The organism is Brachybacterium sp. AOP25-B2-12 (genome assembly GCF_052378625.1).
Classification (GTDB): domain Bacteria; phylum Actinomycetota; class Actinomycetes; order Actinomycetales; family Dermabacteraceae; genus Brachybacterium.
In genome coordinates this window covers 13,358-36,510 of sequence record NZ_JBQSXW010000016.1, presented here as the reverse complement: position 1 = coordinate 36,510, position 23,153 = coordinate 13,358, and the positions used below count along the sequence as shown (strand labels likewise).

Sequence of the window (23,153 nt, the reverse complement as noted above, 5' to 3'; positions counted from 1 at the left end):
CGGCCGGCTACTTCACGGAACCCGCCGCCAGTCCCCCGATGATGCGCCGCTGGAAGATCAGCACCATCACGATGAGCGGGACCGTGACGATCAGCCCGGCCGCCATCTTGGTGCCGTACGGGGTGTCGAACTGCGAGGACCCCGTGAACTTCGAGATCGCCACGTTGGCGGTCTGCATCTCCGGGGCGTTGACCATCGTCAGTGCGATGAGGAACTCGTTCCAGGCCGCGATGAAGGTGATGATCGCCGTCGTGAACACGCCCGGGGCCGCGAGCGGGAGGATGATCCGCCAGAACGCCCCGAACCGCGTGGTGCCGTCGACCATCGCCGCCTGTTCGAGCTCGACGGGCAGCTGCCGGAAGAACGCGTTGAGGTTCCACACGGCCAGCGGCAGGGCGAAGGACATCGTGGGCAGGATCATCGCCTGGTACGTGTTGATCCAGGTGAAGGGGAACCAGGCGAACCCTCCGCTGAACATCTTCAGCAGCGGCACCACGAGGGTGATCACCGGGAACATCGACGTCGCGACGATCAGGAACATCACGAGGATCTTCCCGCGGAAGCTGAGCCGCGCCAGCGCATAGGCTCCGAACGTCCCGAGCACGAGCACCAGCACGGTCGTGCCCCCGGCCACGATCAGCGAGTTCACGAGCGAGCGCGCGAAGTCGTTGGAGGGATCGAAGACCGCCACGAAGTTCTCGAGGCTGATGGGGCTGGGGATGAGCTCGGTCGAGCGGCCCTCGCTGGGCAGCCGCAGCGCGGAGACGAGCATCCAGTAGAAGGGCGCCAGGCAGTACACGAGGATGAAGGCGATGCCCACCCCGATCACGATCGTGGCAGCCCTCCCGCCCTTGATCCTGCGCGGGGTCAGCAGCTCCCCCGTGCTCGAGCGCACCGGGGCCCGGCGCCCCCTGGGGGTCGTGGTGGCGGTCGCGCTCATGCCAAGCTCCCTTCGCTGGTGGCGCGTGTCCTGCGCGCCGTGCGCCCGAGGCGCCGGGTCCGCCCCTCGTCCGCACCGATCACATCGGCTCCGAGCATCCGCACGAAGACGAAGGCGATGAGGCAGATGTAGGCGAACAGGATCATCGAGTACGCCGAGGCCATGCCGTAGTCGGTCTTGCTCGCGGCATCGGCGGCGAGCATCGACAGTGTCTGGCCGGATGCCAGCCGTCCCAGCAGGACGTACGGCAGGTCGAACATCCGCATCGCGTCCAGGAGCCGGAACAGCACCGCCACGACGAGGACGGGCCGCACGAGGGGCAGGGTGATGCGCCAGAAGGTCTGCCAGCGGTCGGCGCCGTCGACCTTGGCCGCCTCGTACACCCCCTCGTCGATCGTCTGCAGACCGGCGAGCGTCAGCAGACCGATGTACGGGGCCGTCTTCCAGATGTCGGCGATCAGCACCGCGGCCTTGGCCTGCCAGCCCTCCGTGGTCCACAGGATCTGATGGCCGATCATGCGGTTGGCGATCCCGTTGGCGTCGAAGATCAGCTGCCACATGAGCGCCGAGACGACCGTCGGGATCGCCCAGGGCACCAGGATCGAGGCGCGCACGATCCCCGTGGCACGCAGCGCCCTGGCCATGATGAGCGCCATGGCCACGCCCAGGACGGTCTCGACGCCCACGCCGATCACGGTGAACAGCGTCGTGTTCCAGAAGGCGTTCCAGAACCCGGCGCCGGCCCCCGAGGACGTGAAGGCGTTCAGGTAGTTCTGCAGGCCCACGAAGGAGTCCCCGGAGCGGATGATCCCGGTGGCGGGGTCGATGTCGCCGCCCGTCTGGGTGAGCGACTGCCACGCCGACAGGACGAGGGGGAAGCCGACCACGAGGGCCAGCAGGATCAGGGTGGGCAGCAGGAGCAGGTACGCGAGCCTCCCCTGCCCGCCGGTCACGACGTTCTTCGTGGCCACGAGGTCACTTCGCGACCAGGTCGGTCAGCTGCTTCTGCAGGGTGGTCAGGGCATCCTTCGCCTCGGTGGTGCCGGAGATGCAGCCGTAGGCGGCCTCCTGGATCGCCTGGGTCACGTCCCCGTACTTGACCACCTGCGGCCGCGAGACGCCGTTGTCGATCGCCCCCTTGAGCTGGTCCAGGAAGGTGAACTTCTCCTTCAGCGTCGCGTCCTCGTAGACCGCCTTGGCCGCCGTGGGCGTGGCCGAGGCCTCGAACCAGGCGACCTGCTGCTCCTGCGCGGTCATGAAGGCGATGAAGTCGAGGGCGGTGCCCTTGTTCTTCGCGAACGCGCTGATCGCGAGGTTCAGCCCGCCGACCGTCGAGGTGCCGTCCCCCTGCACCGCCGGGACCAGGGAGACCTGCACCTTGTCCTTGACCTGGCTGGAGCCGTCGTCGGCCTGGAACTTGTCCCACACGTACGGCCAGTTCTGCAGGAAGGCGAGCTTGCCGTCCTGGAACGCCTGACGGGACTCCTCCTCCTTGTAGGTCAGGGCCTCCTTGGGGATGCAGCCCTTGTCGAAGCCGTCCCGGAGGGTCTGCAGCGCGGTGACCGCCTCCGCGGAGTCCGCCTGGGGCTTCCCGTCGGCGTCGAAGATCGCGCCGCCGGCGGACTTCACGACGTCGGTGAGCTGACAGGTCAGTCCCTCGTACTTCGAGTACTGCGAGCCGAACCCGTTGATCGAGCCGTCGATCGCGCGGATCTTGTCGATCGCCTCCCACAGCTCCTCGAAGGTCTTGGGGGGCTCGGTGTACCCGGCCTGCTCGAGGAGGTCCTTGCGGCTCCACAGCAGCTGGGCATTGGTGGTGAAGGGCATCGCGTAGAGCTTGTCGAAGTACGTGCCCGTGGCGACCGTCGCCTCGATCATGGTGTCGACCGGCAGCTTGTCCTTCGGCAGCTCGACCACCCACTGGTTGGCGGCGAACTCCGCCGTCCACACGACGTCCAGGCCCAGCACCGTGTACGCATCGGACTTGGCCTGGGCGTTGTTGATCATCTGGGAGCGCTGGTCGTCGGCGCTCTCGGGGAGCTCGATGAGCGTGACCTTCTCGTCGGGGTGCTCGGAGTTCCAGCGATCGAGGAACTCCGTGAGCGCCCCGGAGGTGTCCTTGCCCCGCGCGAGCGTGATGGGCCCCTTCTCGGTGAAGTCCGCCGCCGGGGCGTCACCTCCCGAGGAGCCGCTCGAGCAGGCCGCGAGGCCGATGGCCGCGGCGCCTGCGGCACCCGCACCGAGCACCGTCCGTCGGGTGGTGGATCGGGAGAACGTGCTGTCCGTCATGTCGAAACCCCTTTATTCCGAAGAGACACCGCCCTTGGCGTCTGGTCGGCAGAATAGATCCGTCGCGCCGATCCGGCCCGCGCCCGGACCGATCGAGACCGAGACGTGACCTGGATCGCTCACCTTCCCGTGGCAGGCCTCCCGGGGCGGGCACCCGGGCGTTCGTCGGTGCACGCCGATAGATTGGACCCATGAGCGACGCGACCCCCGCCCCCCTGGTGCTGCCCGCCACGACGGTCCCGGACCCCGCGACCGCCCCGCCCATGCGCTGGGGCATCGTCTCCCCCGGTCACATCGCCGGGCAGTTCGCCGACACCCTGCACACGGCGACGGCCTCGCGCGTCGTCGCCGTGGCCTCGCGCTCCTTCGACCGCGCGGAGGCCTTCGCCGCCGCGCACACCCCGGCCGGCGGCCCCGCGCCCGCCGCGTACGCGGATCTGGACAGGATGCTCGACGCCGGGGGACTCGATGCGGTCTACATCGCCTCGCCCCATGCCCAGCACCATGCGCTGGCCCGTCCCGTCCTCGAGACCGGGATCCCCGTGCTCGTCGAGAAGGCCTTCACCCTCAACCGCCGCCAGGCCGCGGAGCTGCTCGAGATCGCCGAGCGCAACGGCGTGTTCTGCATGGAGGCGATGTGGAACCGCTTCCTCCCGCAGTCCGACGTGCTGCGCCAGGTGATCGCCGACGGCGTGCTCGGGGAGATCGTGAGCGTCCGCGCCGATCACGGCCAGGCCTTCGACCCGGATCCGGCCCACCGCCTGTACGACCCGGAGCTCGGCGGCGGCGCCCTGCTGGACCTGGGGGTCTACCCCGTCTCCTTCGCGCAGATGGTGCTCGGTGACCTCGGCGACGTGGCCGTGCGCGGCGCCCTCACCCGGACCGGCGTCGACGCGGAGGCCGCGATCATCGCCACCGGTGCTCGCGGAGGGCTCGCCGTGCTCGACACGACCCTGCGCGCCCGCACCGACAACGAGGCGTGGGTCCACGGCACCCTGGGCTCCGCGCACCTCTCCGCCCCCTTCTACGCCCCCGGCACCCTCACCGTGACCACGCGCGACGGCCGCCACGGCACGTTCGAGCATCCCGGCGACAAGGGCCTGGGCATGGCGTACGAAGCGGCGGAGGCCGCCCGCCGGATCGTCTCCGGGGACACCTCCTCCCCCGTCATGAGCTGGGACGACACCCTGTCCGTGATGGAATCCCTGGATGCCGTGCGCGCGGCGCTCGGCGTCGAGTACCCCGGGGAGCACGCCTGATGTCCTCGACCCTGCACGCCCCCGCCGGCGCCCCTGCGGCCTCGGGCTGCTTCATCACCTTCGAGGGCGGGGACAGCGCCGGGAAGTCCACCCAGATCGAGCTGCTGCGGGAGCATCTCGTCGGCGGACTCGGGCTGGCTCCGGAGCGTGTCCTGCTGACCCGGGAGCCGGGCGGCACGTCGCTGGGCCAGGAGCTGCGGACCCTGATCCTGCACGGGGACCACGTGGCACCGCGCGCCGAGGCCCTGCTGTATGCGGCCGACCGCGCCCACCACGTCGACACCCTCGTGCGTCCGCACCTGGACCGCGACGGGATCGTGCTCGGTGACCGCTACCTCGACTCCTCCGTGGCCTATCAGGGCGTGGGCCGGGCGCTGGACCCCGAGCAGGTCCGCGCCCTGTCCCTCTGGGCGGTCGAGGGCCTGCTCCCCCATCGGACCCTGCTGCTGGACCTCCCGCCCGAGGCGATCGCCGAGCGTCGCGAGGCCCGCTCCCTGGACCGCCTCGAGCGCGCCGGGATCGCCTTCCACACGGCGGTCCGCGAGGAGTTCCTCGCCCTCGCCCGCGAGGATCCGCGGCGCTGGAGGATCATCGACGCCACCCGCGGCCGCGAGGAGGTCCATGCCGCGGTCGTCGCGGCGATCGACCCGCTGGTGAGGGCATCGGGCGCCGCGACCGACCGGCCGGGCGCCGAGGTGCCGCGATGAGCGTGTGGGACGAGGTCGTCGGGCAGGAGGCGGCGGTCGCCCAGTTCCGGCGCGCGGCGTCCCCCGAAGGCTCCCTCGCCCAGGCGTGGCTCGTCACGGGCCCCCCGGGGTCCGGGCGTTCGACCGCCGCACGCGCCTTCGCGGCGAGCCTGCAGTGCGAGACCGCGCCGGGTTTGGGCTGCGGAGAGTGCCGGGCGTGCCGCACGGTGCTCGCGGGCACCCATCCGGACGTCGCGGTCGTCGCGACGGACAAGCTCTCGATCTCCAAGGACGAGGTGCGCTCGCTCGTGCAGACCGCCCAGCGCGCTCCCTCGGCCGGCCGGCATCGCGTCGTGATCGTCGAGGACGCGGATCGTATGAGCCCCGGCACCTTCAACGTGCTCTTGAAGTCGATCGAGGAGCCCCCGCCGCTGACCGTGTGGATGCTGTGCGCGCCATCGGCCCAGGATCTCGCGCCCACCATCCGCTCCCGCTGCCGGGTGGTCCATCTCGGGATCCCCCCGGCCGATGAGGTCGCCGCCCTGCTGGTGCGCCGTGACGGCGTCGAGCCGGAGCTGGCCCGTCGCAGCGCGCGTGCCGCCCAGGGGCACATCGGGCTCGCGCTGCGGTACGCGACCCAGGAGGGCGTGCTGGCGACCCGGGAGAGCTCGGCCCGGGACCTCCTGAGGCTGCGGTCGACGGGGCATGCCGTGCTCGTGGCCCAGGAGCTCGTGGATCGGGCGACCGCCGAGGCCAAGGCGCACGCCGACGAGGTCTCGGCCGCCGAGCGCGCCGCCTTCATGCGGTCGGCGGGCATCGAGGGCTCCTCGGTGCCCCCGGCACTGCGCGCGCAGGTGCGCCAGCTCGACGAGGACGCCAAGCGGCGCCAGACGCGCCTGGTCCGGGACGTGCTGGATCGCTACCTGCTCGACGTCCACGCCGTGCTGCGCGACGTGCTGACGGTGCAGCTGGGCACGGGCAGCGACCTCGTGAACCCGGGGGTGCTCGATGCGATCGAGGAGGCGGCACGGGATCGGGATCCCCGCGCCACGCTGGGCCTGCTCGATGCCGTGAGCACCGCGCGCGCCCGGATCGCCGGCAACGTCCCGCCGCTGCTGGCGATCGAGGCCCTGCTCGGCCGCGTCGCGACCAGCTGATCGGGCCGGACCGCGCCGGGCCGCATCACGCGACGCCACGCCATCTGGCCACGGCAGGACAGCTCGGTCCGCGTCGCGACCAGCCGGTCGGGCCTCGCGCGCTGCGCCGGGCCCTCCCGTGACCGGCCGATCACGCCTCGGCGGGCTCCAGCTCCTCGGGGGTCTCGGCCGCCTCCGTCGCGGACGCCTCGGCCGCGGGCTGGTCGACGTAGTCGATGCCCAGCTCGTCCAGGACCACGCCGTGCGAGGGATCCTCCGGCGGCGTGTCCTCGTGGCCGGTCTCCGAATGCGCTCCGCACCGGTAGTCCAGGGCCACCACGCGGCCGTCCGCGGGCGACCACTCGTTGGTGCAGACCCCGAACTCGTGGCGCAGCGAGCCCGCGAGCAGGGTCAGGAAGCCGCAGCTCCCGCAGTCCTGGCCGGCGGTGTCGTCCGCAGGGGCCTTGCGCCGACGCTCGCCGTCCGTGCGGGTGCCGAACTCGCCCTCCTGCCAGCGGTCGGCGGCCTCACCGCGACCCAACGGCGACAGGACGCGTTTGCGTCCCAGGCCCAGCTCCCACGGGGTCGCGCGATCGGCCTCCTCGTCGTCGGTCTGCTCGTAGCCCTGCTCGAGGCGGGGGTCGGTGTCGAGGTAGGGCAGCAGGTCGTCCGGGCCCACGTCGGTGGGGCGCAGACGCTCGGACCAGGGCTCCCAGGCGGGGGCGAGCACGGAGTCCTCGCCGGGCAGGAGCGCCGTCTCGGAGACGGTGGGGACCTTGGCGCGCGGCGCGCGGGCCAGCACGACGACCCACGACCAGCCCCGGTATCCGGGCATGGTGCACGCGAAGACATGGGTCACCAGGCGGTCGCCCGAGGCGATCACCCGTTCGTGCGCACCGACCTGGCCGGGCTCGGTGACGGCCTCGAGCGCGGCGCGCGCGAGATCGACGGCATTGGCGCTGACGGCGTCGAGGCGGGGCGCAGAGGTGCGTGGTGCCATGGGCTCAGGCCTCGAAGTCGTCGGCCACGGCGCGCAGCACGGTCGCGACCTTGTCCGCGTGGGAGCGGTCCGGGTAGCGGCCGCGCCGCAGACCGTCCGAGGCGGAGTCCAGGAGACGGATCAGGTCCTCGACCAGGACGGCCATGTCCTCCGGCGGCTTCCTACGGGCCCGCAGGACCGAGGGCGCGGGCTCGAGGAGCCGCACCGAGAGGGCCTGGGGGCCGCGGCGGCCGTCCGCGACGTCGAACTCGACGCGCGCACCCGGGCGCAGCGCCGGGATGTCGTCCGGGAGCGCGGAGGCGTGCACGTACACGCTCGCGCCGTCCTCGTCCGTGAGGAAGCCGAATCCCTTGTCGGCGTCGTAGAACTTCACCTTGCCACGTGGCACGTCGTCCCCGTCCCTGCGCCCACAGGGCGCCTCATGCAGTCATCCAGCAGTCGTGGTTCCGACGCGTCGCGCCGGGAGGTGCGGCGTCCGGGGGGCTCCCGGTCCCGCGGGCCGTCGGCGCGACCTCGCCCGGCGGTCGCAACCCCGCGGCGACGGTCGGCGCACCGTCACGGCCGCACGCACATCCCCACCATCGTACAGGCGCCGGAACGCAGGTACCCAGCGGATTCCCGGTGCAGAGCGGGACGGTGGCGGCCGCCGTCCGACGCGGCGACGGTGCACGGCTCAGAGGCCGGCGCGGCGTCGCAGCTCCGGGACCTCCGCGGGCCGGGCATCGCCCCGCGGAAGCGGTGCGTCGAGCTCACCGAGGACCGCATCGAGGATCATCGCGGTGAAGCCCCAGACGAAGGCGTCGCCGGGCAGGTCGAACGCCGTGCCGGCGGGTTCGCCGTCGAGGGTTCCCAGGCGCCGCACCCCGGGGTCGGTGAGCGATCCGGGACCGGCGACCGGCGCCCACACGAGGGACTCGACCTCGGCGGGATCCACCCGCGCCAGGGCGGGTCGCGCAGAGGCCCAGGCGACGACCGGACGCACCTGGTAGCTGCGCCAGGGCATCGGGATGGGCGCGAAGGAGCCCACCACCTGCACCCCGTCGGGATCGAGCCCCGTCTCCTCGCGCGCCTCACGCAGCGCGGTCGCGACATCGTCGGGGTCCTCGGGCTCGACGCGCCCTCCCGGCAGGGCGAACTGCCCGGGCTGGGAGCGCATCGTGTGCGAGCGCTCCTCGAGCAGCAGGCTCGAGGCCTCGAGGGTGGTCCCGGCGATGAGGACGAGGACGGCGCTGCGGCGGGGCTCCCACACCTCGGGCACCGGTCGCAGCGGCGGCGCGAGCTCGCGATCGCTCCCGCGGAGGCGCGCGGCCAGCGGTCGCAGGAAGTCCGGGAGGCCGCCCGCCGCGGCGTTCGGGCCCTGCGACGCCGGACGGTGCGCCGACGTCTCGTGCCCGGTGGCCGCCGCCCCGCGGAGGGGCGGCCTCATGCCGCCACGCCCTCGGAGGGGCACACGTCGGCGAGGTCGCACGCGGCGCAGCGCGGTCCTCGGGCGGTGCAGACGCGACGGCCGTGCAGGATCAGGCGCAGCGAGAGCGCCGTGAGGTCCACGTCGTCGTCCCCCGGCTCCTCGCGGAGACGTCGCAGGACGTCCTCCTCGACGCGGCCCGGGTCCTTCTGCGTGGTCCAGCCCAGGCGCCGGGCCAGACGGCCCACGTGGGTGTCCACCGCGAGCGCCCCCTGGCCGAACCACACGCCGAGGACCACCGAGGCGGTCTTGCGACCCACGCCCGGCAGCGCCTCCAGGGCACCGCGATCGGCCGGCACGACACCGCCGTGGCGCGACGCGAGGATCTCCGCGAGCGCCAGGATCCGGCGGGCCTTGGTGGGCGCCATGCCGATCGGTCGGAGCACCTGCTCGACCTCGGCCGGGTCCGCGGCGGCCAGCGCGCGCGGATCGGGCCAGCGATCCCACAGCTCGGGCGTGACCGCGTTGACCCCGACGTCGGTGGACTGCGCCGAGAGCACCGTGGCCACGAGCAGCTCGAAGGCGGAGGCGTGGTCCAGCTCCGTGCGCGCCCCGGGATACGCCCGTGCGAGACGCTCCGCGACGAGGCCGACGGGGGCCGCAGGACGCACGGGCGCTGGGGGCACGGGCCGGTCACCTCCGGGGGCCGTCCCGCGGCGCGGCGGGCGGGACGAGTCGGACGTTGTGACTGCTCCCACGCATCAGCGCCGATCATCAGTCACAATGGATCCCGAGACCACCGTCCCGATCACGCGGGACGCATATGCCAGGAGGATCCGTGGACGAGAACATCGTACGTTCGTCACCCCTGTTCGCCGCTCTCGACGACGACGGCAAGCAGGCCGTGCTCGCGTCGATGACCCAGGAGGACTACCACCGCGGGGCGGTGATCTTCCGCGAGGGCGACCAGGGGGATCGCCTGTTCATCCTCGGCACCGGGAAGGTCAAGGTCGGCCACGCCTCGGGCGACGGCCGGGAGAACCTGCTGGCGGTGCTCGGCCCCGGGGAGACCCTCGGCGAGCTGTCCCTGTTCGATCCCGCGCCGCGCAACGCGACCGCGACCGCCGTCGCCGAGACGAGCCTGTACTCCCTCACCCAGCAGGACCTCTACCGGGTCCTCGCCCAGCGCCCCGAGGTGGCCCGCCACCTCCTGGCCAGCCTCGCGCGCCGTCTGCGCAAGACCAACGAGTCCCTCGCGGACCTCGTCTTCGCCGACGTGCCCGGTCGCGTCGCCAAGAACCTCCTGGACCTCGCCCAGCGCTTCGGCCGGCAGACCGACGACGGCGTGATGGTCGCCCACGGCCTCACGCAGGAGGAGCTCGCCCAGCTGGTCGGCGCGTCCCGCGAGACCGTCAACAAGGCCCTGGCCGACTTCGCCTCGCGCGGATGGATCCGCCTCGAGGCCCGGGCCGTGCTCCTGCAGGACGTCGAGCGCCTGCACCGCCGCGCCCGCTGAGACGGCCGCCCTCCGGGGCGGATGCAGCACGAGGGGCCGGTCGCGCGCGAGCGCGGCCGGCCCCTGTCGCGCTCCCGACAGGCGGTGCCGTTCAGGCGATCCGGGCCAGGTGCTCGACCGTGGCCCGGAGGTTCCACTCGGCCGCCTCGCGCAGGGCGTCCGGGAGGTCCGGCCCGTAGACGGCGCGCAGCAGGCGCGGCATGGTCAGGGCGCCTGCCGCTCGCGCCTCGCGCACCTGGCGGATCCGCTCCTCGCGGTGGGCGATGGCCTGCTCGATCGCGCCGATCGCCTCGGTGGGCGAGGTGGCGGCGGGACCGTGACCGGGGTGCAGGCTCGAGATCCTGCCGTCCAGGGCCAGCGCCCGCAGCACGGCGAGGGACTGCAGGTAGGCGGTGAGGTCCCCGCCGTCGCGCGGCACGATCACCGTCGAGGCCCCGCCCAGGAGGGTGTCCCCGGTGAGCATCCTGCCGCCGTCGACCAGCAGTCCGATCGAGTCGTCGGTGTGCCCGGGCAGATGGATCACGTGGGCGACGGTGCCGTGGTCCCCGACCAGCTCGGACGGGACGTCCCGGGCGCCCGGCACGGCCGCGGGATCGGCCGCCCACAGCGGCACGGACCTGCCCGTGCGGTTCTCGAGCTGGCGGCGCAGGGTGCCGGCCGCATCGGTGTGGTCGCCGTGGCGGTGCGTCACGAGGATCCCCGCCGGCTGCACGCCGTGCGCGATCTGCGAACTCTCCAGGATTCGCGCGAGATGCTCGGGGTCGCGCGGCCCGGGATCCACGATCCAGGCCTGCCCCGCGTCGAGCACCACGTAGGTGTTGGTGCCGGTGAGCGTCAACGGGCCGGGGTTGTCGGCCCGCAGAGTGACCAGCCGGGCGGGCACCGCACCCGGCACCCGCCCGCTGTCCTCGTTCACGAGCCGGCGACCTCGACCACGAGCTCGACCTCGACGGGGGAGCCGATGGGCAGGACCGCCACGCCGACGGCCGAGCGGGCATGGATGCCGGCCTCCCCGAAGACCTCACCCAGCAGGGCGCTCGCGCCGTTGACGACGGCGGGCTGCCCCGTGAAGTCGGGCGCGGAGGCGACGAAGCCGACGACCTTGACGACGCGCACGACGTGATCGAGGTCCCCGATCACCGAGCGCACGGCGGCCAGAGCGTTCAGGCACGCGATCCGAGCGAGCTCCTGAGCGCGCTCGGGGGCGACCTGTCCGTCCGCGGTGCCGACGACGCCCGTCTCGGGCAGGGCCCCGTCGACCATCGGCAGCTGGCCGGAGGTCCAGACCTGGTCGCCCGAGCGCACGGCCGGCACGTAGGCGGCCAGCGGGGGCACGACCTGCGGCAATGTCATGTCGAGTTCGGCCAGACGGTCCTCGACGGCGCTCATGTCAGGCGTCCAGGGGGCGCTTGAGGTACGCCACGAGGGACTCGGGGTTGGGTCCGGGGACCACCTGGACCAGCTCCCAGCCCTCGCTCCCGTAGTTGTCGAGAATCTGCTTGGTGGCATGGATGAGGAGGGGCACGGTCAGGTATTCCCAGCGGATCGCAGTCATGGCAGGACTCTACTGGCCGCCACCGGCACCCCTCAGCCCGCCACCCGCTCGATCACCGCCGGACTGCGGGTGCGGGCACGATCCAGCACTCCGAACCAGTCCCTGACCTCGGGGTGCTCCCGCAGCAGCCGGCGCCGCTCGCGCTCGGTCATGCCGCCCCACACGCCGAACTCGATGCGGTTGTCGAGCGCATCGGCGAGGCATTCGACCCGCACCGGGCACTCCGCGCACACGGTCTTGATGCGTTGCTGCTCTGCCCCCTGGGCGAAGAACTCCTCCGGATCGAGCACGCTGCACGCGCCTCGTCCGGCCCAGCTTCCGTCCGTCGCCGTTGCGACGCTCGCGATCGTCATGATCGTGACCTCCCCGAATCCTCATCGACCGGTCTGGTTCCGAGCCATCGTAGGGTCGAACGGATCACGTGCCAAGCGGGCGGCGGCGGCGAGCCCTCGCACGAGCGCGCCCGCGCACCGTACCCTGGGGCGCATGTCTGCGATCGACGAACTGCGCGGCGACCCCGGGAACGAGCACCGTCCGGTCTCGACCGTCGCCGCCCAGACCCTCATGCTGCTGTTCGGGATGCTGGCCGTGTGCGGTCTCGCAGGCGTGCTCATGGCCGCCTTCTTCGTGCCCGCCGTGACGCTCACCTCGAAGGTCGCCGAGGAGGGGGTCACGATGTTCGACTCCTTCCCCACCGAGCTCGAGGTCGCGCCCCTGAACGAGTCCAGCCGCATCGAGGCGGCCGACGGCTCGCTCCTGGCGACGTTCTACACCGAGAACCGGATCATGGTCCCGCTGGACCAGATCAGCCCGCACATGCAGCACGCCGTGGTCGCCGTCGAGGACCGCCGCTTCTACGAGCACGGGGGCATCGACCCCAAGGGCATGGTCCGCGCACTGCTCTCGAACTCCGTGGGCGGCCCGACGCAGGGCGGCTCGACGCTGACCCAGCAGTACATCAAGAACGCCCTGCTCATGGACGCCGTGCAGAAGGGCGACAAGGAGGGGATCGCCAAGGCGACGGAGCAGTCCTACGGGCGCAAGCTCCGGGAGGCCAAGCTCGCGATCTCCCTCGAGAAGAAGTGGTCCAAGGACGAGATCCTCAACGGCTACCTGAACCTCGCCCAGTTCGGTCCCTCGCAGTACGGCGTGCAGACCGCCTCTCTCCACTACTTCTCCAAGAACGCCGCGGACCTGAACCCGGGTGAGGCGGCGATGCTCGCCGCCATCACCAACGGCCCCAACCAGTACGACCCCGTCAAGCACCCCGAGTCCGGTCAGAAGCGCCGCAACGAGGTCCTGCGCGACATGCTGAACCAGGGATACATCGACCAGCCGACGTTCGACCAGTACTCCCAGCAGCCGGTGCAGGACATGCTCCACGTCCAGAACGTCACGGCGGGCTGCGCCGACGCCGGGGGCAGCGGCTTCTTCTGCGACTACGTCTCCCGGGTGCTCGTGAACGATCCGAAGTTCGCCGCGACCCCCGAGGAGCGCCGGAAGCTGCTGTACGGCGGCGGCCTGACGATCCGCACGACGCTGGATCCCGGCAAGCAGAAGATCGCCGAGGACATCGTCAACCGCAAGGTCGCACCCGATGCCCAGAAGGGCTTCGGGCACTCGATCGTCACCGTCGAGCCGGGCACCGGCAAGATCCTCGTGATGGCGCAGAACCGCACGTTCAACCCCTACCAGGATGCGGGCGTCGGGCAGACGGCGATCAACTTCAACGTGCCCCACCAGTACGGCGGCGGCAACGGCTTCCCGGTCGGCTCGACGTACAAGCCGTTCGTGCTCACCCAGTACCTCGAGACCGGACACTCGATCTACGACACCGTCGCGACCGCCCGTGGCCCCAAGGCGTCGTTCCCCGCACGGTGCCTGAACAGGGGACGCTGGTACCAGCCCTCGGACCCCTGGGATCCCGACAACGCGGTGGGCTTCACCCTGCCCCCGGAGCAGACCGTGCTCGACGCGACCAAGTTCTCGGTCAACACCTCGTACGCGCAGATCGCGCTGCGGATCGACCTCTGCGACATCGGCAGCCGCGCCCGCACGATGGGGGCCGTGCCCGCGAGCTTCAACCGGCTCGCCCAGGATGCCGCGGCCACGCCGATCGAGGACATCTACGGCTCCGGTCTGGCGCCCGCCGCACTCGTGCTCGGCGAGCAGAACATCTCGGCGCTCGACATGGCCGCCGCCTACGCGACGTTCGCCTCGGGCGGCACCTACTGCGTGCCCACGCCGATCACCTCGGTCGCCGATCGCGACGGCAAGGAGATGCCGACCTCCGGCTCCCAGTGCAGCCAGGTCCTCGACCAGAAGGTCGCAGACGCGGTCTCCTGGGTCCTCGAGCAGGATCTCTCGGACCCCCGCGCGACCGGCAAGGGCATGGTCATCCCCGGCCAGACGGCCGGTGGCAAGACCGGCACCTCGTCCCGGGAGTACCACACCTGGTACGTCGGATTCACCAAGCAGTTCTCGACCGCCGTCTGGTACGGCTCGCCGACGGGCAACGTGCCCCCGCAGGGCACCGTGGTGGACGGCCGGACCCTCTCCGGGGACGTCTACGGCAACACCGTCTCGCTGCCCACGTGGCAGGAGTACATGACCGACATCACCCGGGGCCTGCCCAACATCCCGTTCCCGGACCAGCCGCCGGGCGGTTCCCTCGTGGGCGGCGGCGACCCGCAGGGCGACCAGCCCGCCGCTGGCGGGGACACCGTGCCCGACGTGGCCGGGAAGTCCCCGGAGGACGCGACGGCGGCGCTGTCCGGCGCGGGGTACCAGGTCTCGCAGCGCGAGGGGAAGTCGGACCGGGTGCCCGAGGGCCAGGTCATCGGGACGGACCCGGAGGCGGGCAGCCAGCTCGCCAAGGGCGCCCCGGTCTCGATCATCGTCTCGGCTGGTTCGTGACGGGCAGGTCGACGCGGCGCACGCTCGGCGCGGGCATCGCGCTGGCCGGCGTCGCGGCCGCCGGTGCGCACGTCTGGGCGCGCCGGATCGAGGTGCACCGGTACACGGTGCGTCGCGCGGAGGTGCCGGTCCTGCCGGTGACGGCCTCCCCCGTGCGCCTGCTGCACATCTCCGACATCCACCTCCTGCCCGACGACGAGCGCAAGCTGGCCTTCCTGCGATCCCTCGCGGATCTCCAGCCGGACGTCGTGGTCGACACCGGCGACAACATCGCGGGTCCCTGGTCGGTGACGGCCCTGGCCGATGCGATCGCTCCCCTGCTGAGCAGGCCGGGCGCCTTCGTCATGGGCAGCAACGACATGTACGCGCCCTCCCCGAAGAACCCCCTGCGCTACTTCCTGCCGGATCCGCGACCGGAGGGATACACGACGGCCGCACGACCCCTGGACCTGCCGACCCCGGCCCTGGCCCGCGTGCTGTCGGAGCACGGCTGGGTGGACCTGACCAACCGTCGCGGCGAGAGCACCGCGGCCGGCGCCACGATCCGCTGGGTGGGCGTGGACGACCCCCACCTGGAGCGTGACGAGATGCCGGGCCCGGAAGCTCCCCCGGCGGCCGATCGCGACCTCGGGGCCGCCGTCGTGCGGATCGGCGTGGCCCATGCGCCGTACCGTCGCGTGCTCGACGCCTTCGTCCAGGACGGCGCCGATCTGATCCTGGCCGGCCACACCCACGGCGGTCAGCTCCGCGTCCCGGGGTTCGGCGCGCTGGTCACCAACTGCGATCTCCCGCGGCGCCAGGCGCGGGGCCTCTCCGCCTGGCGCGGGGTGCCGCTCCACGTGAGCGGCGGCCTCGGCGCCAGTCCCTACTCGAACTACCGTTTCGCCAATCCGCCGGAGGCGACTTTGCTCACGTTGACCCCGCGCCGCGTCTGAACGGTCGCGACCTGCGGAGCGGTGTTGGTAATGTTGCCTGTCGGCGAGTCGGAACACGGCTCGCGACCGGGGTGTGGCGCAGCTTGGTAGCGCGCCTCGTTCGGGACGAGGAGGTCGCAGGTTCAAATCCTGTCACCCCGACCCACGCTCCTCCGGGAGCACCGCGAAGGGCCGCTCACGTCACCACGTGAGCGGCCCTTCGTGCATTCCATGAGCGGTCGGCCACCGCGGTCAGCATCCGTCACCCAGGTCGGTCGCCGTCGGGCGCCCGCGCCCTCCGTCCGGTCCCCACGGCTCCCGTCGAGGCTCGCGCCCTCCGTCCGGTCCCCGCGCGTCCCGTTGGGCTCCCGCGCCTTCCGACCGGTCCCCGCGCGTCCCGTTCGGCTCCCGCGCCTCCCGTCCAGTCCCCGCGCGTCCCGTCGGGGCTCGCGCCTCCTGACGGGCCGTGGCCCCGTGTCTGCTCAGTGCAGCAGCCAGTCCGGGCGGAGCCGACCGCCGAACAGCCCTCCGTCCTGCTCACCGCGTTCCCCCTCGACCCCGGGGTTCTCACCGTCGGGTGAGAGGAGGGGTCCGAGGTAGGCCCGCGCGTCCTGTGCGGTCCTGCGCTCGATGCCCACGAGGCCCAGTTCCTCCCAGGGCCGTCGAGCGCCCTCCTGGGCGTCCGCAGGTGGCGCCCCCGAGATCCCTCCGCCAGCCGCACCGGCACCGCCTGCCGATCCGCCGCTCGGTGCCCCACCGGCACCCGCTCCGCCGCCGTCCTCGGCGCTCGCCTCGTCCTGGTCCCGCGCCTCGCCCTCGAGCGCCTCGGACAGCTCGATGAGGAGCTCGACGACGTGCCTGGCCTTCTCGATCCAGGACTGCAGGTCCGTGTCGTACTCGTCGGCGTCCGATCCGAACCAGCAGCCCTCGTGGATCGAGCGCCACCTCGCCCCGACACGTTCGATCAGCTCCGTGAGCCCCGCGGCCGCCGTTGCGGCCGCCGTGCCGAACCCGCGCACGTCCTCCGTCATCGATCCCAGGAATCCGTCGGCCCCTGCCACCGTTGCCACCATGTCGCACCTCGTCCCGTCCCACGTCCGTCGGCACCGGCGGAGCCGCTCGCCCCCACTGTGCGGCGATCCGCCGGACCTCGGGTCCGTCGAGGTCCGCCTGGGGATGTACCCGACGTGTGGAGGACAAATCGCCGACGATCGCGCATCCCGCGAATAACAGCGGTGTAATTAGCACATCGGGACTCCCGACGGAAGCGGAAACGCCGAGCGATCGAGGCCATTTGGCAAAATCTTGGTAAAACGCTGTGCACAGACAGGTCATGGCGCCTCGTGAAGACGCTGTGAAGCCCCATAGGGTGGCGGCGTGCCGCCCGGTCGGGGCACCGATCCCCGGGGCCGCTGCCCGTCCCTGTGGGACGCTTCCTCTCTCACCGGACGGGCACGCTGGTCCCCTCGCCCCGCAGCATTCCGCGGCGCCGGGACCCGTCGCGGCCGCGAAGGAGTCCGACGGACATGTTCCGCACAGCATCCCGCAACACCCATCGAGCCCCGGGTCGAGCCGTCATCGACTACCGCGGACTCGCCGCACCGGTGGGCAAGTCCCTGGGCGGCGCCGCCGCCCTCGGAGCGATGACCGCCGGCGCCGCCATCGGCGGCGCCGCCCACGCCGAGACCGGGCCCATCCCGACGGTCAAGACCCTCAAGGGCACGGCCCCCTCCCCCGCGGTCGCGGGCACCACCGCCCGGACCGCCGTGCTCTCGATCGGATCCCGCGGGACCTCGGTGTCCCAGCTCCAGAGCGCCCTCAACAGCCGTGGCGCGTCGATCGCGGTCGACGGCAGATTCGGCTCCGCCACCCGGCAGGCGGTCCGGGACTTCCAGCGCGCGAACGGGCTCGCCGTCGACGGCGTCGCAGGCACCCGCACCTGGGCGGCCCTGAACGGCAGCTCGTCCGCTCCTGCCTCGTCCTCCTCCTCGGGGCAGAGCTCCTCCTCGAGCTCCTCGCGCCCCAAGCTGCGGATCGGCGCCCGCGGAAGTGCCGTCACCGACCTCCAGAACCTGCTGCGCGAGCGGGGAGCCACCTTCTCCGCGACGGGATACTTCGGCTCGTCGACCAACGCGGCGGTGCGCGCCTTCCAGAGCTCGGTCGGGCTCTCCGTCGACGGGATCGTCGGCCCCCGGACCTGGGCGGCGCTCGGCGGCAGCGTCGGCTCCTCGTCCGGCGGCTCCTCGGGGTCCTCCTCCGGCTCGTCGTCCTCGGGCTCCTCGTCCAACGGCTCGTCGGTCTCCGGGAGCTCCATCGTCGAGGACGCGCGCCAGCAGCTGGGCACCCGCTACGTCTGGGGCGCCTCCAAGCCGGGCGACAGCTTCGACTGCTCGGGGCTGACACAGCACGTCTACAAGAAGAACGGGATCTCGATCCCCCGCACGGCCAGTGCTCAGGTGCAGGCCGGCCGCATCATCCCGCGATCCGAGGCGCGTCCGGGCGACCTCGTCGCCTTCACCGCCGGGAACTACGGGCACATCGGCATCTACGTGGGCAACGGCACGATCATCGACGCCGGAACCTCCAAGGGCAAGGTCGTCGAGCGGTCGATCTGGAACGCCCCGCACGTGTTCGTCACCTACCGCTGACGGACACCTCCCCAGGCCGCGTCGGCCTGTCCGACGGGTGACCGTCACAGGGAAGGGACAGGACGCCGCGAGGAGCCCGGTCGGCAGTCGCCGACCGGGCTCCCGTCCGTCCGGGCACCGCCCTCCTGCTGGCGCGCGACAGGGCCGTTCCCGCACGTGGTGTGGAACACTGGCCCGGTCGTCCGGATCGTCCCGGACCCCCGCATCCACCCCGCAAGGAGGCACCGTGCCCGACCCGATCAGCCTGGTCCCGCTCCCCCGCTCCGTCACCTGGTCCAGCGGCAGCTGGCGCACCGACGATCCCTGGGGCGGGCTCTCCGTCGGCGTCTCCGAGGAGCTGCCGCGCACCGAGTACGCGCTGTCGATCACCCCCCAGGGCGCCCACCTCACCGCCGGCAGCGAGGCCGCCCTCGCCGACGGCCGCAACACCTTCGCGCAGATCGTCTCCGACGCCGCCGGGGAGATCCCCTGCGTGACCATCTCCGACGCCCCGCGCTACGCCTGGCGCGGCCTCCACCTGGACGTCGCCCGCCACTTCTTCGCGATCGCCGACCTCGAGACGATGATCGACGCGATGGCCCTGCACCGCCTGAACGTGCTGCACCTGCACCTGACCGACGACCAGGGCTGGCGCATCGAGATCAAGGGCTACCCGCGACTGACCGAGATCGGCGCCTGGCGCGACCGCACCGTGATCGGCATCTACCGCCCCGAGGGCGAGCACGAGTTCGACGACGAGCGCCACGGCGGCTCCTACACCCAGGACGAGCTGCGCGGACTCGTCGAGTACGCGCAGCGGCGCGGGATCCTCATCGTCCCCGAGGTCGACCTGCCCGGGCACATGCAGGCGGCCGTCGCCTCCTACCCCGAGCTCGGCAGCGATCCCTCGCGGCAGGTGGGGGTCCGCGAGGTCTGGGGCATCTCCGACCACGTCCTGGGCGTGTCCGACGAGGCCTTCGCCTTCGTCCGGGACGTGCTCACCCAGGTGGCGGACATCTTCCCCGGTCCCTACGTCCACATCGGCGGGGACGAGTGCCCGCGCACCGAGTGGGAGCAGTCCCCCGCGGCGCGCGCCCGCATGAACGAGTGGGGTCTGACCCGGGTCTCGGAGATCCAGGGCCGCTTCACCGATTTCGCCGCCGATGTGCTGCGCGAGCAGGGCAAGCGGATCATCGGCTGGGACGAGGTCCTCGAGAGCCACCTGCCCGACGACACGATCGTCATGAACTGGCGGCGCGACGAGGGTGTGGAGGAGTCCACCTCGCGGGGCTTCCCCACCGTCGTGGCGACCGAGCGCTTCCTGTACTTCGACCACGCCCAGGCCAAGGGCCACGAGGAGCCGATCGCGATCCCGGGCGGCATCACCACGCTCGAGGACGTGTTCACCGGGCGCCTGGTGCCCAAGAAGCTCACCGAGGAGCAGGAGGCGCTGATCCTGGGGATCCAGGGCCAACTGTGGACCGAGTACATCCCCGACGCCGCGTCGCTGCAGTACATGGCGCTGCCGCGGCTGTGCGCCCTGGCCGAGCGCGCCTGGGGTTCGCCCGAGCAGAGCTGGGCGGAGTTCCGCGAGCGCCTCGCGGCGCACCTGCCGCGTCTGGAGGCCCTGGGGATCGGCTTCCGGCCCCTGGACTGACCTCTCCGATGCCCCCACGGGCATCACGATCGCTGCGACGGCCGTCGTTCCTCACTGGGAGCGGCGGTCGTCCTCCATGCGGGAGCCGATCCACAGCGAGACGGTTCCGGCGAACAGCAGCAGCACCACCATCGACCCGAACACCGCGAACGTCGAGGTGCGGCCCGGCTCGAGCCCCTGCAGGAGGGAGTTGATGCCGCCGGATTCGACGCGCACGGGTGCCGGGGCATCGGGGTCCACGTCCACGGCGATCGGCGCCGCGACGGAGATCCCGGCGGCGTCGGACACCGTGTACTCCACGGGGGTGGCGCGACCCACGAATCCGTCCTCCGGGGTGAACGTCACGACGCCATCGGCACCGACGGTGTAGACGCCCTGCCCGGGGATCGCGACCCGCCGTCCCAGGCCGTCGCGGTCCACGACGTCCGGGGACCGCAGGCGCACGGAGCTCGGGTCCAGGGGGTCGGAGGCACGTCCGGGGGTGTCGTTGGCCAGCAGGTCCACCGAGACCGCATGGCCGGGGGCCGTGCGGAGCTGGTCTCCGCGGGTGACCGGAGGGGTCTCGTCGTACTGGACCGTGAGCCGGCAGGTGGCCGTGTTCCCGGTGTCGAAGAGGCCTCCTCCGGAGATCGGCACGGGGGTCGGGTCGCCCTGGAGGCCTGCACCGGGCGTGAACGTCACCGCGCCCGTGGTCACGTCGATCGCCCAGGTGCCCTCGCCGGGCACCGTGAGGGTCCTGCCGTCCTCGCTCAGCGAGGCGCCCGCGGGGACGGTCGCCATGTCGAAGGCCAGCGAGTCGGCGCGGACGTTCCGCGAGGAGTCCATGACCGGGAACTGCACCGCGGAATCGGGCGCCTCGGCCACCTGGAGGTCCAGCAGACGCGGGTACCCGACCCGCAGGATCCCCGGGGCGGCCGTGAGCCCCTGCGCGTCGGCGCCGCGCACGAGGACCGGATCGACGGCGCGGACGGTGTCGTCCGCGGCGGTGAAGGTCACGGTGAGGCCTGCGCGGTCCAGGGTCCAGGTGCCCTGGCCCTCGACGATCGCGCGGGTGCCGTCGCCCTGGACGTCGGTCGGCACCTCGCCGGCGGGGTCGGCGCTCACGAGCACCAGGGTGGCCGGGTCGATCCCCTGCTGCACCTCGGAGAGCGGGAACACCACGGGGGCGCCGAAGGCCGAGGCACGCACCATGTCGGGGATCAGCGGGATGATGACGGACAGCACGGCCGGGGTCACGCCGTCGCCCGCCCTGTCCCGTGCCGTGTACTGCACGGGGGACGGCTCCCGGCCGATCCGGCCTCCCACGGGCGTGTACGCGACGGTGGTGCCGTCCGGCGAGACCTCCCACGCGCCCTGACCGGGGACGACGGCCCGGCGCCCGTCCGCGGTGAGGGTGGTGCCGGGCGGCAGGCCGTCCAGCAGCAGACGGACGCTGCCCGGCTCGATGTCCTGGGAGCCGTCGAGCACGCTGAAGGTCACGGCTCCGCCCTCGGAGGCCCGGGTCTCGTGGTCGGCGAGCGAGCCTCCCGCGGCGTGGGCCGGCAGGGCCGCCAGGGGCATCGAGCAGGCGAGGAGCAGCGTCGCGGCGAACGTGAGCAGGCGCGACGCAGGCCCAGCGCCGCGATGCCGACGATGTGCGGAGCCCTGGGCGCGCTGCGGACGATCTGCGGACGGCGGGGGGCGGTGCCGACGTTCGGCGGGCCGGCCGGCGCGGTCCTTGCGGAGGGCGGCGCGGAGCGCCCTGCGGGCCAGGGCGCGCGCGGGAACGGGGGCCGTCGGCACCGCCTCACGGTACCAGGGGGGTGCGTCTAGCCTGGGGGGCATGGTCGACACGCCGCCCTCCCCCGCCCAGGCCCCGCTCCCGCCGCTGGTCGAGCTGTTCGACGAGCTCGCACCGCACCTGACCGCATGGATCCGCACCCAGCGGTGGTACACCGCCAAGGCCGCCGGGGACACCCGGCTCACCCTCGCGGGTGCGGTCGTCCTGGCCGGGGACGCGACGCACCGCGTGCTGGACACGGTGATCCGGGTCGAGGCCGCCGGCCGCGTCACCGACTACCAGGTGCCCCTGGTCCTGTCGCTGCCGGACCCCCACGCGGCGCCGGCGACGGATGCCGCCGCGGAGATCGGCGTCCTCGCCGTCCCGGGCGGCCCGTTGCGGGTGGACGACGCCCCGCGCACCGCGATCGGCCGCGCCGCCCTGCTGGACCTCGTGGTCCACGAGCGGCGCGCCGACGACGGCGCCCTGGCCCTCACGGGCCACGACGTGCAGGAGCGTGGACGCGCCGCCGTCACCGCCTCCCGCCTGCTGTCCGGGGAGCAGTCCAACTCCTCGATGATCTTCGAGCTCGACGGGGCGCCCCCGGTGATCGCCAAGCTCTTCCGCGTGCTCCAGGCAGGGGAGAATCCCGACGTCGTGCTGCAGGGCACCCTCGACGCGGCCGGCAGCACCCAGGTCGCGCCCCTGATCGGCTCGGCGACGGTCGACTGGTCCGCGGGGAACGACCCGCGGCGCGGGCATGCGCTGTTCGTCCAGGAGTTCTTCCCCGGCGTCGAGGACGCATGGCGGGTCGCGCTGCGCGACGCCGTCGCGGGCACCGACTTCACGGCCGGCGCCCGGGCCCTCGGCGAGGCGACGGCGCACGTCCACGCCGATCTCGCGGCGGCGCTGGGGACGACGGAGCCGTCGGCGGCGGAGCGGGAACGGATCGTCGCCTCGATGCACGCGCGCCTGACCGAGTCCCGCGCCGAGGTCGCCGAGGTCGATGCCGCCGCCGGTCCCCTCGGCGCCCTGCTGGACACGGCGCTCGAGGTGCCCTGGCCCGCCTTCCAGCGGATCCACGGGGACTATCACCTGGGGCAGGTGCTCGCGGTGCCCGGGCGCGGCTGGGTGCTGCTGGACTTCGAGGGCGAGCCGATGCGCCCGCTCGCCGAGCGCTCACTGCCCGACTCCACCGTCCGCGACGTCGCCGGGATGCTCCGCAGCCTCGACTACGTCGCCGGCGCCGTGCGCCTCGAGCACGCCGGCGCCGCGGCCGTGGCCGAGGTCGACGCCTGGGCCGCGCGGGCCCGCGAGGCCTTCCTCGCCGGATACACCGAGACCGCCGGGATCGATCCCGCCGACCCGTCCTTCGCCGTGCTGCTGGCGGCCTTCGAGGCCGACAAGGCGATCTACGAGGCGCTGTACGAGGTGCGCAACCGGCCCGACTGGGCGCCGATCCCGGTCACGGCGCTCGCGCGCCTGATCGGCTGA

The 23,153-nt window shown here is 72.7% G+C and carries 22 protein-coding genes and 1 tRNA gene; 10 read left to right on the top strand and 13 right to left on the bottom strand.

Annotated elements, in window-relative coordinates; translation table 11 throughout:
- Positions 1–7: 7 nt before the first annotated feature.
- The 3 genes from ACT3TZ_RS11825 to ACT3TZ_RS11815 are packed head-to-tail and all read right to left on the bottom strand — an operon-like array spanning position 8 to position 3,229.
- A complete protein-coding gene (locus ACT3TZ_RS11825) occupies positions 8–940 on the bottom strand; it encodes a carbohydrate ABC transporter permease (protein WP_444583626.1) in 933 nt (310 codons plus the stop codon).
- Complete coding sequence (locus ACT3TZ_RS11820) at positions 937–1,911, bottom strand: carbohydrate ABC transporter permease (protein WP_444583625.1); 975 nt, start codon at positions 1,909–1,911, stop codon at positions 937–939. The genes ACT3TZ_RS11825 and ACT3TZ_RS11820 overlap by 4 nt, the downstream gene beginning before the upstream one ends.
- A gap of 4 nt (positions 1,912–1,915) precedes the next feature.
- The gene (locus ACT3TZ_RS11815; protein ID WP_444583624.1) at positions 1,916–3,229 is read right to left on the bottom strand and encodes an ABC transporter substrate-binding protein; all 1,314 of its coding nucleotides are present in this window, start codon (positions 3,227–3,229) and stop codon (positions 1,916–1,918) included.
- Positions 3,230–3,420: 191 nt separating this feature from the next.
- On the opposite strand from ACT3TZ_RS11815, the gene ACT3TZ_RS11810 reads away from it, so the two are divergent.
- From ACT3TZ_RS11810 to ACT3TZ_RS11800, 3 genes are read left to right on the top strand one after another with little or no spacing between them, the layout of a single operon-like run.
- Positions 3,421–4,488 carry a Gfo/Idh/MocA family protein gene (locus ACT3TZ_RS11810; protein WP_444583623.1) on the top strand — a complete coding sequence of 356 codons (1,068 nt, stop codon included), beginning with the start codon at positions 3,421–3,423 and terminating at the stop codon, positions 4,486–4,488.
- Positions 4,488–5,195 carry a dTMP kinase gene (gene tmk / locus ACT3TZ_RS11805; protein ID WP_444583622.1) on the top strand — a complete coding sequence of 236 codons (708 nt, stop codon included), beginning with the start codon at positions 4,488–4,490 and terminating at the stop codon, positions 5,193–5,195. The genes ACT3TZ_RS11810 and tmk overlap by 1 nt, the downstream gene beginning before the upstream one ends.
- Positions 5,192–6,331: a DNA polymerase III subunit delta' gene (locus ACT3TZ_RS11800; protein ID WP_444583621.1), complete on the top strand. Its 1,140-nt coding sequence runs from the start codon at positions 5,192–5,194 to the stop codon at positions 6,329–6,331. The genes tmk and ACT3TZ_RS11800 overlap by 4 nt, the downstream gene beginning before the upstream one ends.
- A 130-nt stretch (positions 6,332–6,461) precedes the next feature.
- Here the strand turns inward: ACT3TZ_RS11800 and ACT3TZ_RS11795 are convergent, their stop codons facing one another.
- The 4 genes from ACT3TZ_RS11795 to ACT3TZ_RS11780 all read right to left on the bottom strand — a co-directional run bounded on the left by ACT3TZ_RS11795 (position 6,462) and on the right by ACT3TZ_RS11780 (position 9,401).
- The gene (locus ACT3TZ_RS11795; RefSeq protein WP_444583620.1) at positions 6,462–7,310 is read right to left on the bottom strand and encodes a DUF3027 domain-containing protein; all 849 of its coding nucleotides are present in this window, start codon (positions 7,308–7,310) and stop codon (positions 6,462–6,464) included.
- 4 nt (positions 7,311–7,314) lie between these two features.
- Positions 7,315–7,698: a cold-shock protein gene (locus ACT3TZ_RS11790; protein ID WP_444583619.1), complete on the bottom strand. Its 384-nt coding sequence runs from the start codon at positions 7,696–7,698 to the stop codon at positions 7,315–7,317.
- A gap of 285 nt (positions 7,699–7,983) precedes the next feature.
- A complete protein-coding gene (locus ACT3TZ_RS11785; RefSeq protein ID WP_444583618.1) occupies positions 7,984–8,736 on the bottom strand; it encodes an NUDIX hydrolase in 753 nt (250 codons plus the stop codon).
- Positions 8,733–9,401, bottom strand: a complete 669-nt coding sequence (locus tag ACT3TZ_RS11780; protein WP_444583617.1) for an endonuclease III domain-containing protein — start codon at positions 9,399–9,401, stop codon at positions 8,733–8,735. The genes ACT3TZ_RS11785 and ACT3TZ_RS11780 overlap by 4 nt, the downstream gene beginning before the upstream one ends.
- Before the next feature lie 152 nt (positions 9,402–9,553).
- Between ACT3TZ_RS11780 and ACT3TZ_RS11775 the strand changes: the two genes are divergently transcribed.
- Positions 9,554–10,231, top strand: coding sequence for a Crp/Fnr family transcriptional regulator (locus ACT3TZ_RS11775; protein ID WP_444583616.1), 678 nt, complete (start codon positions 9,554–9,556; stop codon positions 10,229–10,231).
- Between the two features lie 91 nt (positions 10,232–10,322).
- Here the strand turns inward: ACT3TZ_RS11775 and ACT3TZ_RS11770 are convergent, their stop codons facing one another.
- From ACT3TZ_RS11770 to ACT3TZ_RS11755, 4 genes are read right to left on the bottom strand one after another with little or no spacing between them, the layout of a single operon-like run.
- Complete coding sequence (locus ACT3TZ_RS11770) at positions 10,323–11,147, bottom strand: MBL fold metallo-hydrolase (RefSeq protein WP_444583615.1); 825 nt, start codon at positions 11,145–11,147, stop codon at positions 10,323–10,325.
- Positions 11,144–11,620, bottom strand: coding sequence for a RidA family protein (locus ACT3TZ_RS11765; protein ID WP_444583614.1), 477 nt, complete (start codon positions 11,618–11,620; stop codon positions 11,144–11,146). Before ACT3TZ_RS11765 ends, ACT3TZ_RS11770 begins: the two co-directional genes overlap by 4 nt.
- A 1-nt stretch (position 11,621) precedes the next feature.
- Positions 11,622–11,786: a DUF4177 domain-containing protein gene (locus ACT3TZ_RS11760; protein WP_444583613.1), complete on the bottom strand. Its 165-nt coding sequence runs from the start codon at positions 11,784–11,786 to the stop codon at positions 11,622–11,624.
- 32 nt (positions 11,787–11,818) lie between these two features.
- The gene (locus tag ACT3TZ_RS11755; protein WP_444583612.1) at positions 11,819–12,139 is read right to left on the bottom strand and encodes a WhiB family transcriptional regulator; all 321 of its coding nucleotides are present in this window, start codon (positions 12,137–12,139) and stop codon (positions 11,819–11,821) included.
- Between the two features lie 133 nt (positions 12,140–12,272).
- On the opposite strand from ACT3TZ_RS11755, the gene ACT3TZ_RS11750 reads away from it, so the two are divergent.
- The 3 genes from ACT3TZ_RS11750 (at position 12,273) to ACT3TZ_RS11740 (ending at position 15,778) form a co-directional block, all read left to right on the top strand.
- Positions 12,273–14,702 carry a penicillin-binding protein gene (locus tag ACT3TZ_RS11750; RefSeq protein ID WP_444583611.1) on the top strand — a complete coding sequence of 810 codons (2,430 nt, stop codon included), beginning with the start codon at positions 12,273–12,275 and terminating at the stop codon, positions 14,700–14,702.
- Positions 14,699–15,637, top strand: a complete 939-nt coding sequence (locus ACT3TZ_RS11745) for a metallophosphoesterase (RefSeq protein ID WP_444583610.1) — start codon at positions 14,699–14,701, stop codon at positions 15,635–15,637. Before ACT3TZ_RS11750 ends, ACT3TZ_RS11745 begins: the two co-directional genes overlap by 4 nt.
- 67 nt (positions 15,638–15,704) lie before the next feature.
- A tRNA-Pro gene (locus tag ACT3TZ_RS11740) sits at positions 15,705–15,778 on the top strand.
- 320 nt (positions 15,779–16,098) lie between these two features.
- Here the strand turns inward: ACT3TZ_RS11740 and ACT3TZ_RS11735 are convergent.
- A complete protein-coding gene (locus tag ACT3TZ_RS11735; RefSeq protein WP_444583609.1) occupies positions 16,099–16,677 on the bottom strand; it encodes a hypothetical protein in 579 nt (192 codons plus the stop codon).
- A gap of 465 nt (positions 16,678–17,142) precedes the next feature.
- Here ACT3TZ_RS11735 and ACT3TZ_RS11730 point away from each other — a divergent pair, with 465 nt between their 5' ends.
- Together ACT3TZ_RS11730 and ACT3TZ_RS11725 are read left to right on the top strand one after the other, a co-directional pair.
- The gene (locus ACT3TZ_RS11730) at positions 17,143–18,264 is read left to right on the top strand and encodes a C40 family peptidase (RefSeq protein WP_444583608.1); all 1,122 of its coding nucleotides are present in this window, start codon (positions 17,143–17,145) and stop codon (positions 18,262–18,264) included.
- 226 nt (positions 18,265–18,490) lie between these two features.
- Positions 18,491–19,900, top strand: coding sequence for a beta-N-acetylhexosaminidase (locus ACT3TZ_RS11725; RefSeq protein WP_444583607.1), 1,410 nt, complete (start codon positions 18,491–18,493; stop codon positions 19,898–19,900).
- A gap of 51 nt (positions 19,901–19,951) precedes the next feature.
- Here ACT3TZ_RS11725 and ACT3TZ_RS11720 read toward each other — a convergent pair whose 3' ends face one another.
- Positions 19,952–21,682 (bottom strand): Ig-like domain-containing protein, encoded by a 1,731-nt coding sequence (locus ACT3TZ_RS11720; RefSeq protein ID WP_444583606.1) that lies wholly within the window; start codon positions 21,680–21,682, stop codon positions 19,952–19,954.
- Positions 21,683–21,722: 40 nt separating this feature from the next.
- On the opposite strand from ACT3TZ_RS11720, the gene ACT3TZ_RS11715 reads away from it, so the two are divergent.
- The gene (locus tag ACT3TZ_RS11715) at positions 21,723–23,153 is read left to right on the top strand and encodes a maltokinase N-terminal cap-like domain-containing protein (protein ID WP_444583605.1); all 1,431 of its coding nucleotides are present in this window, start codon (positions 21,723–21,725) and stop codon (positions 23,151–23,153) included.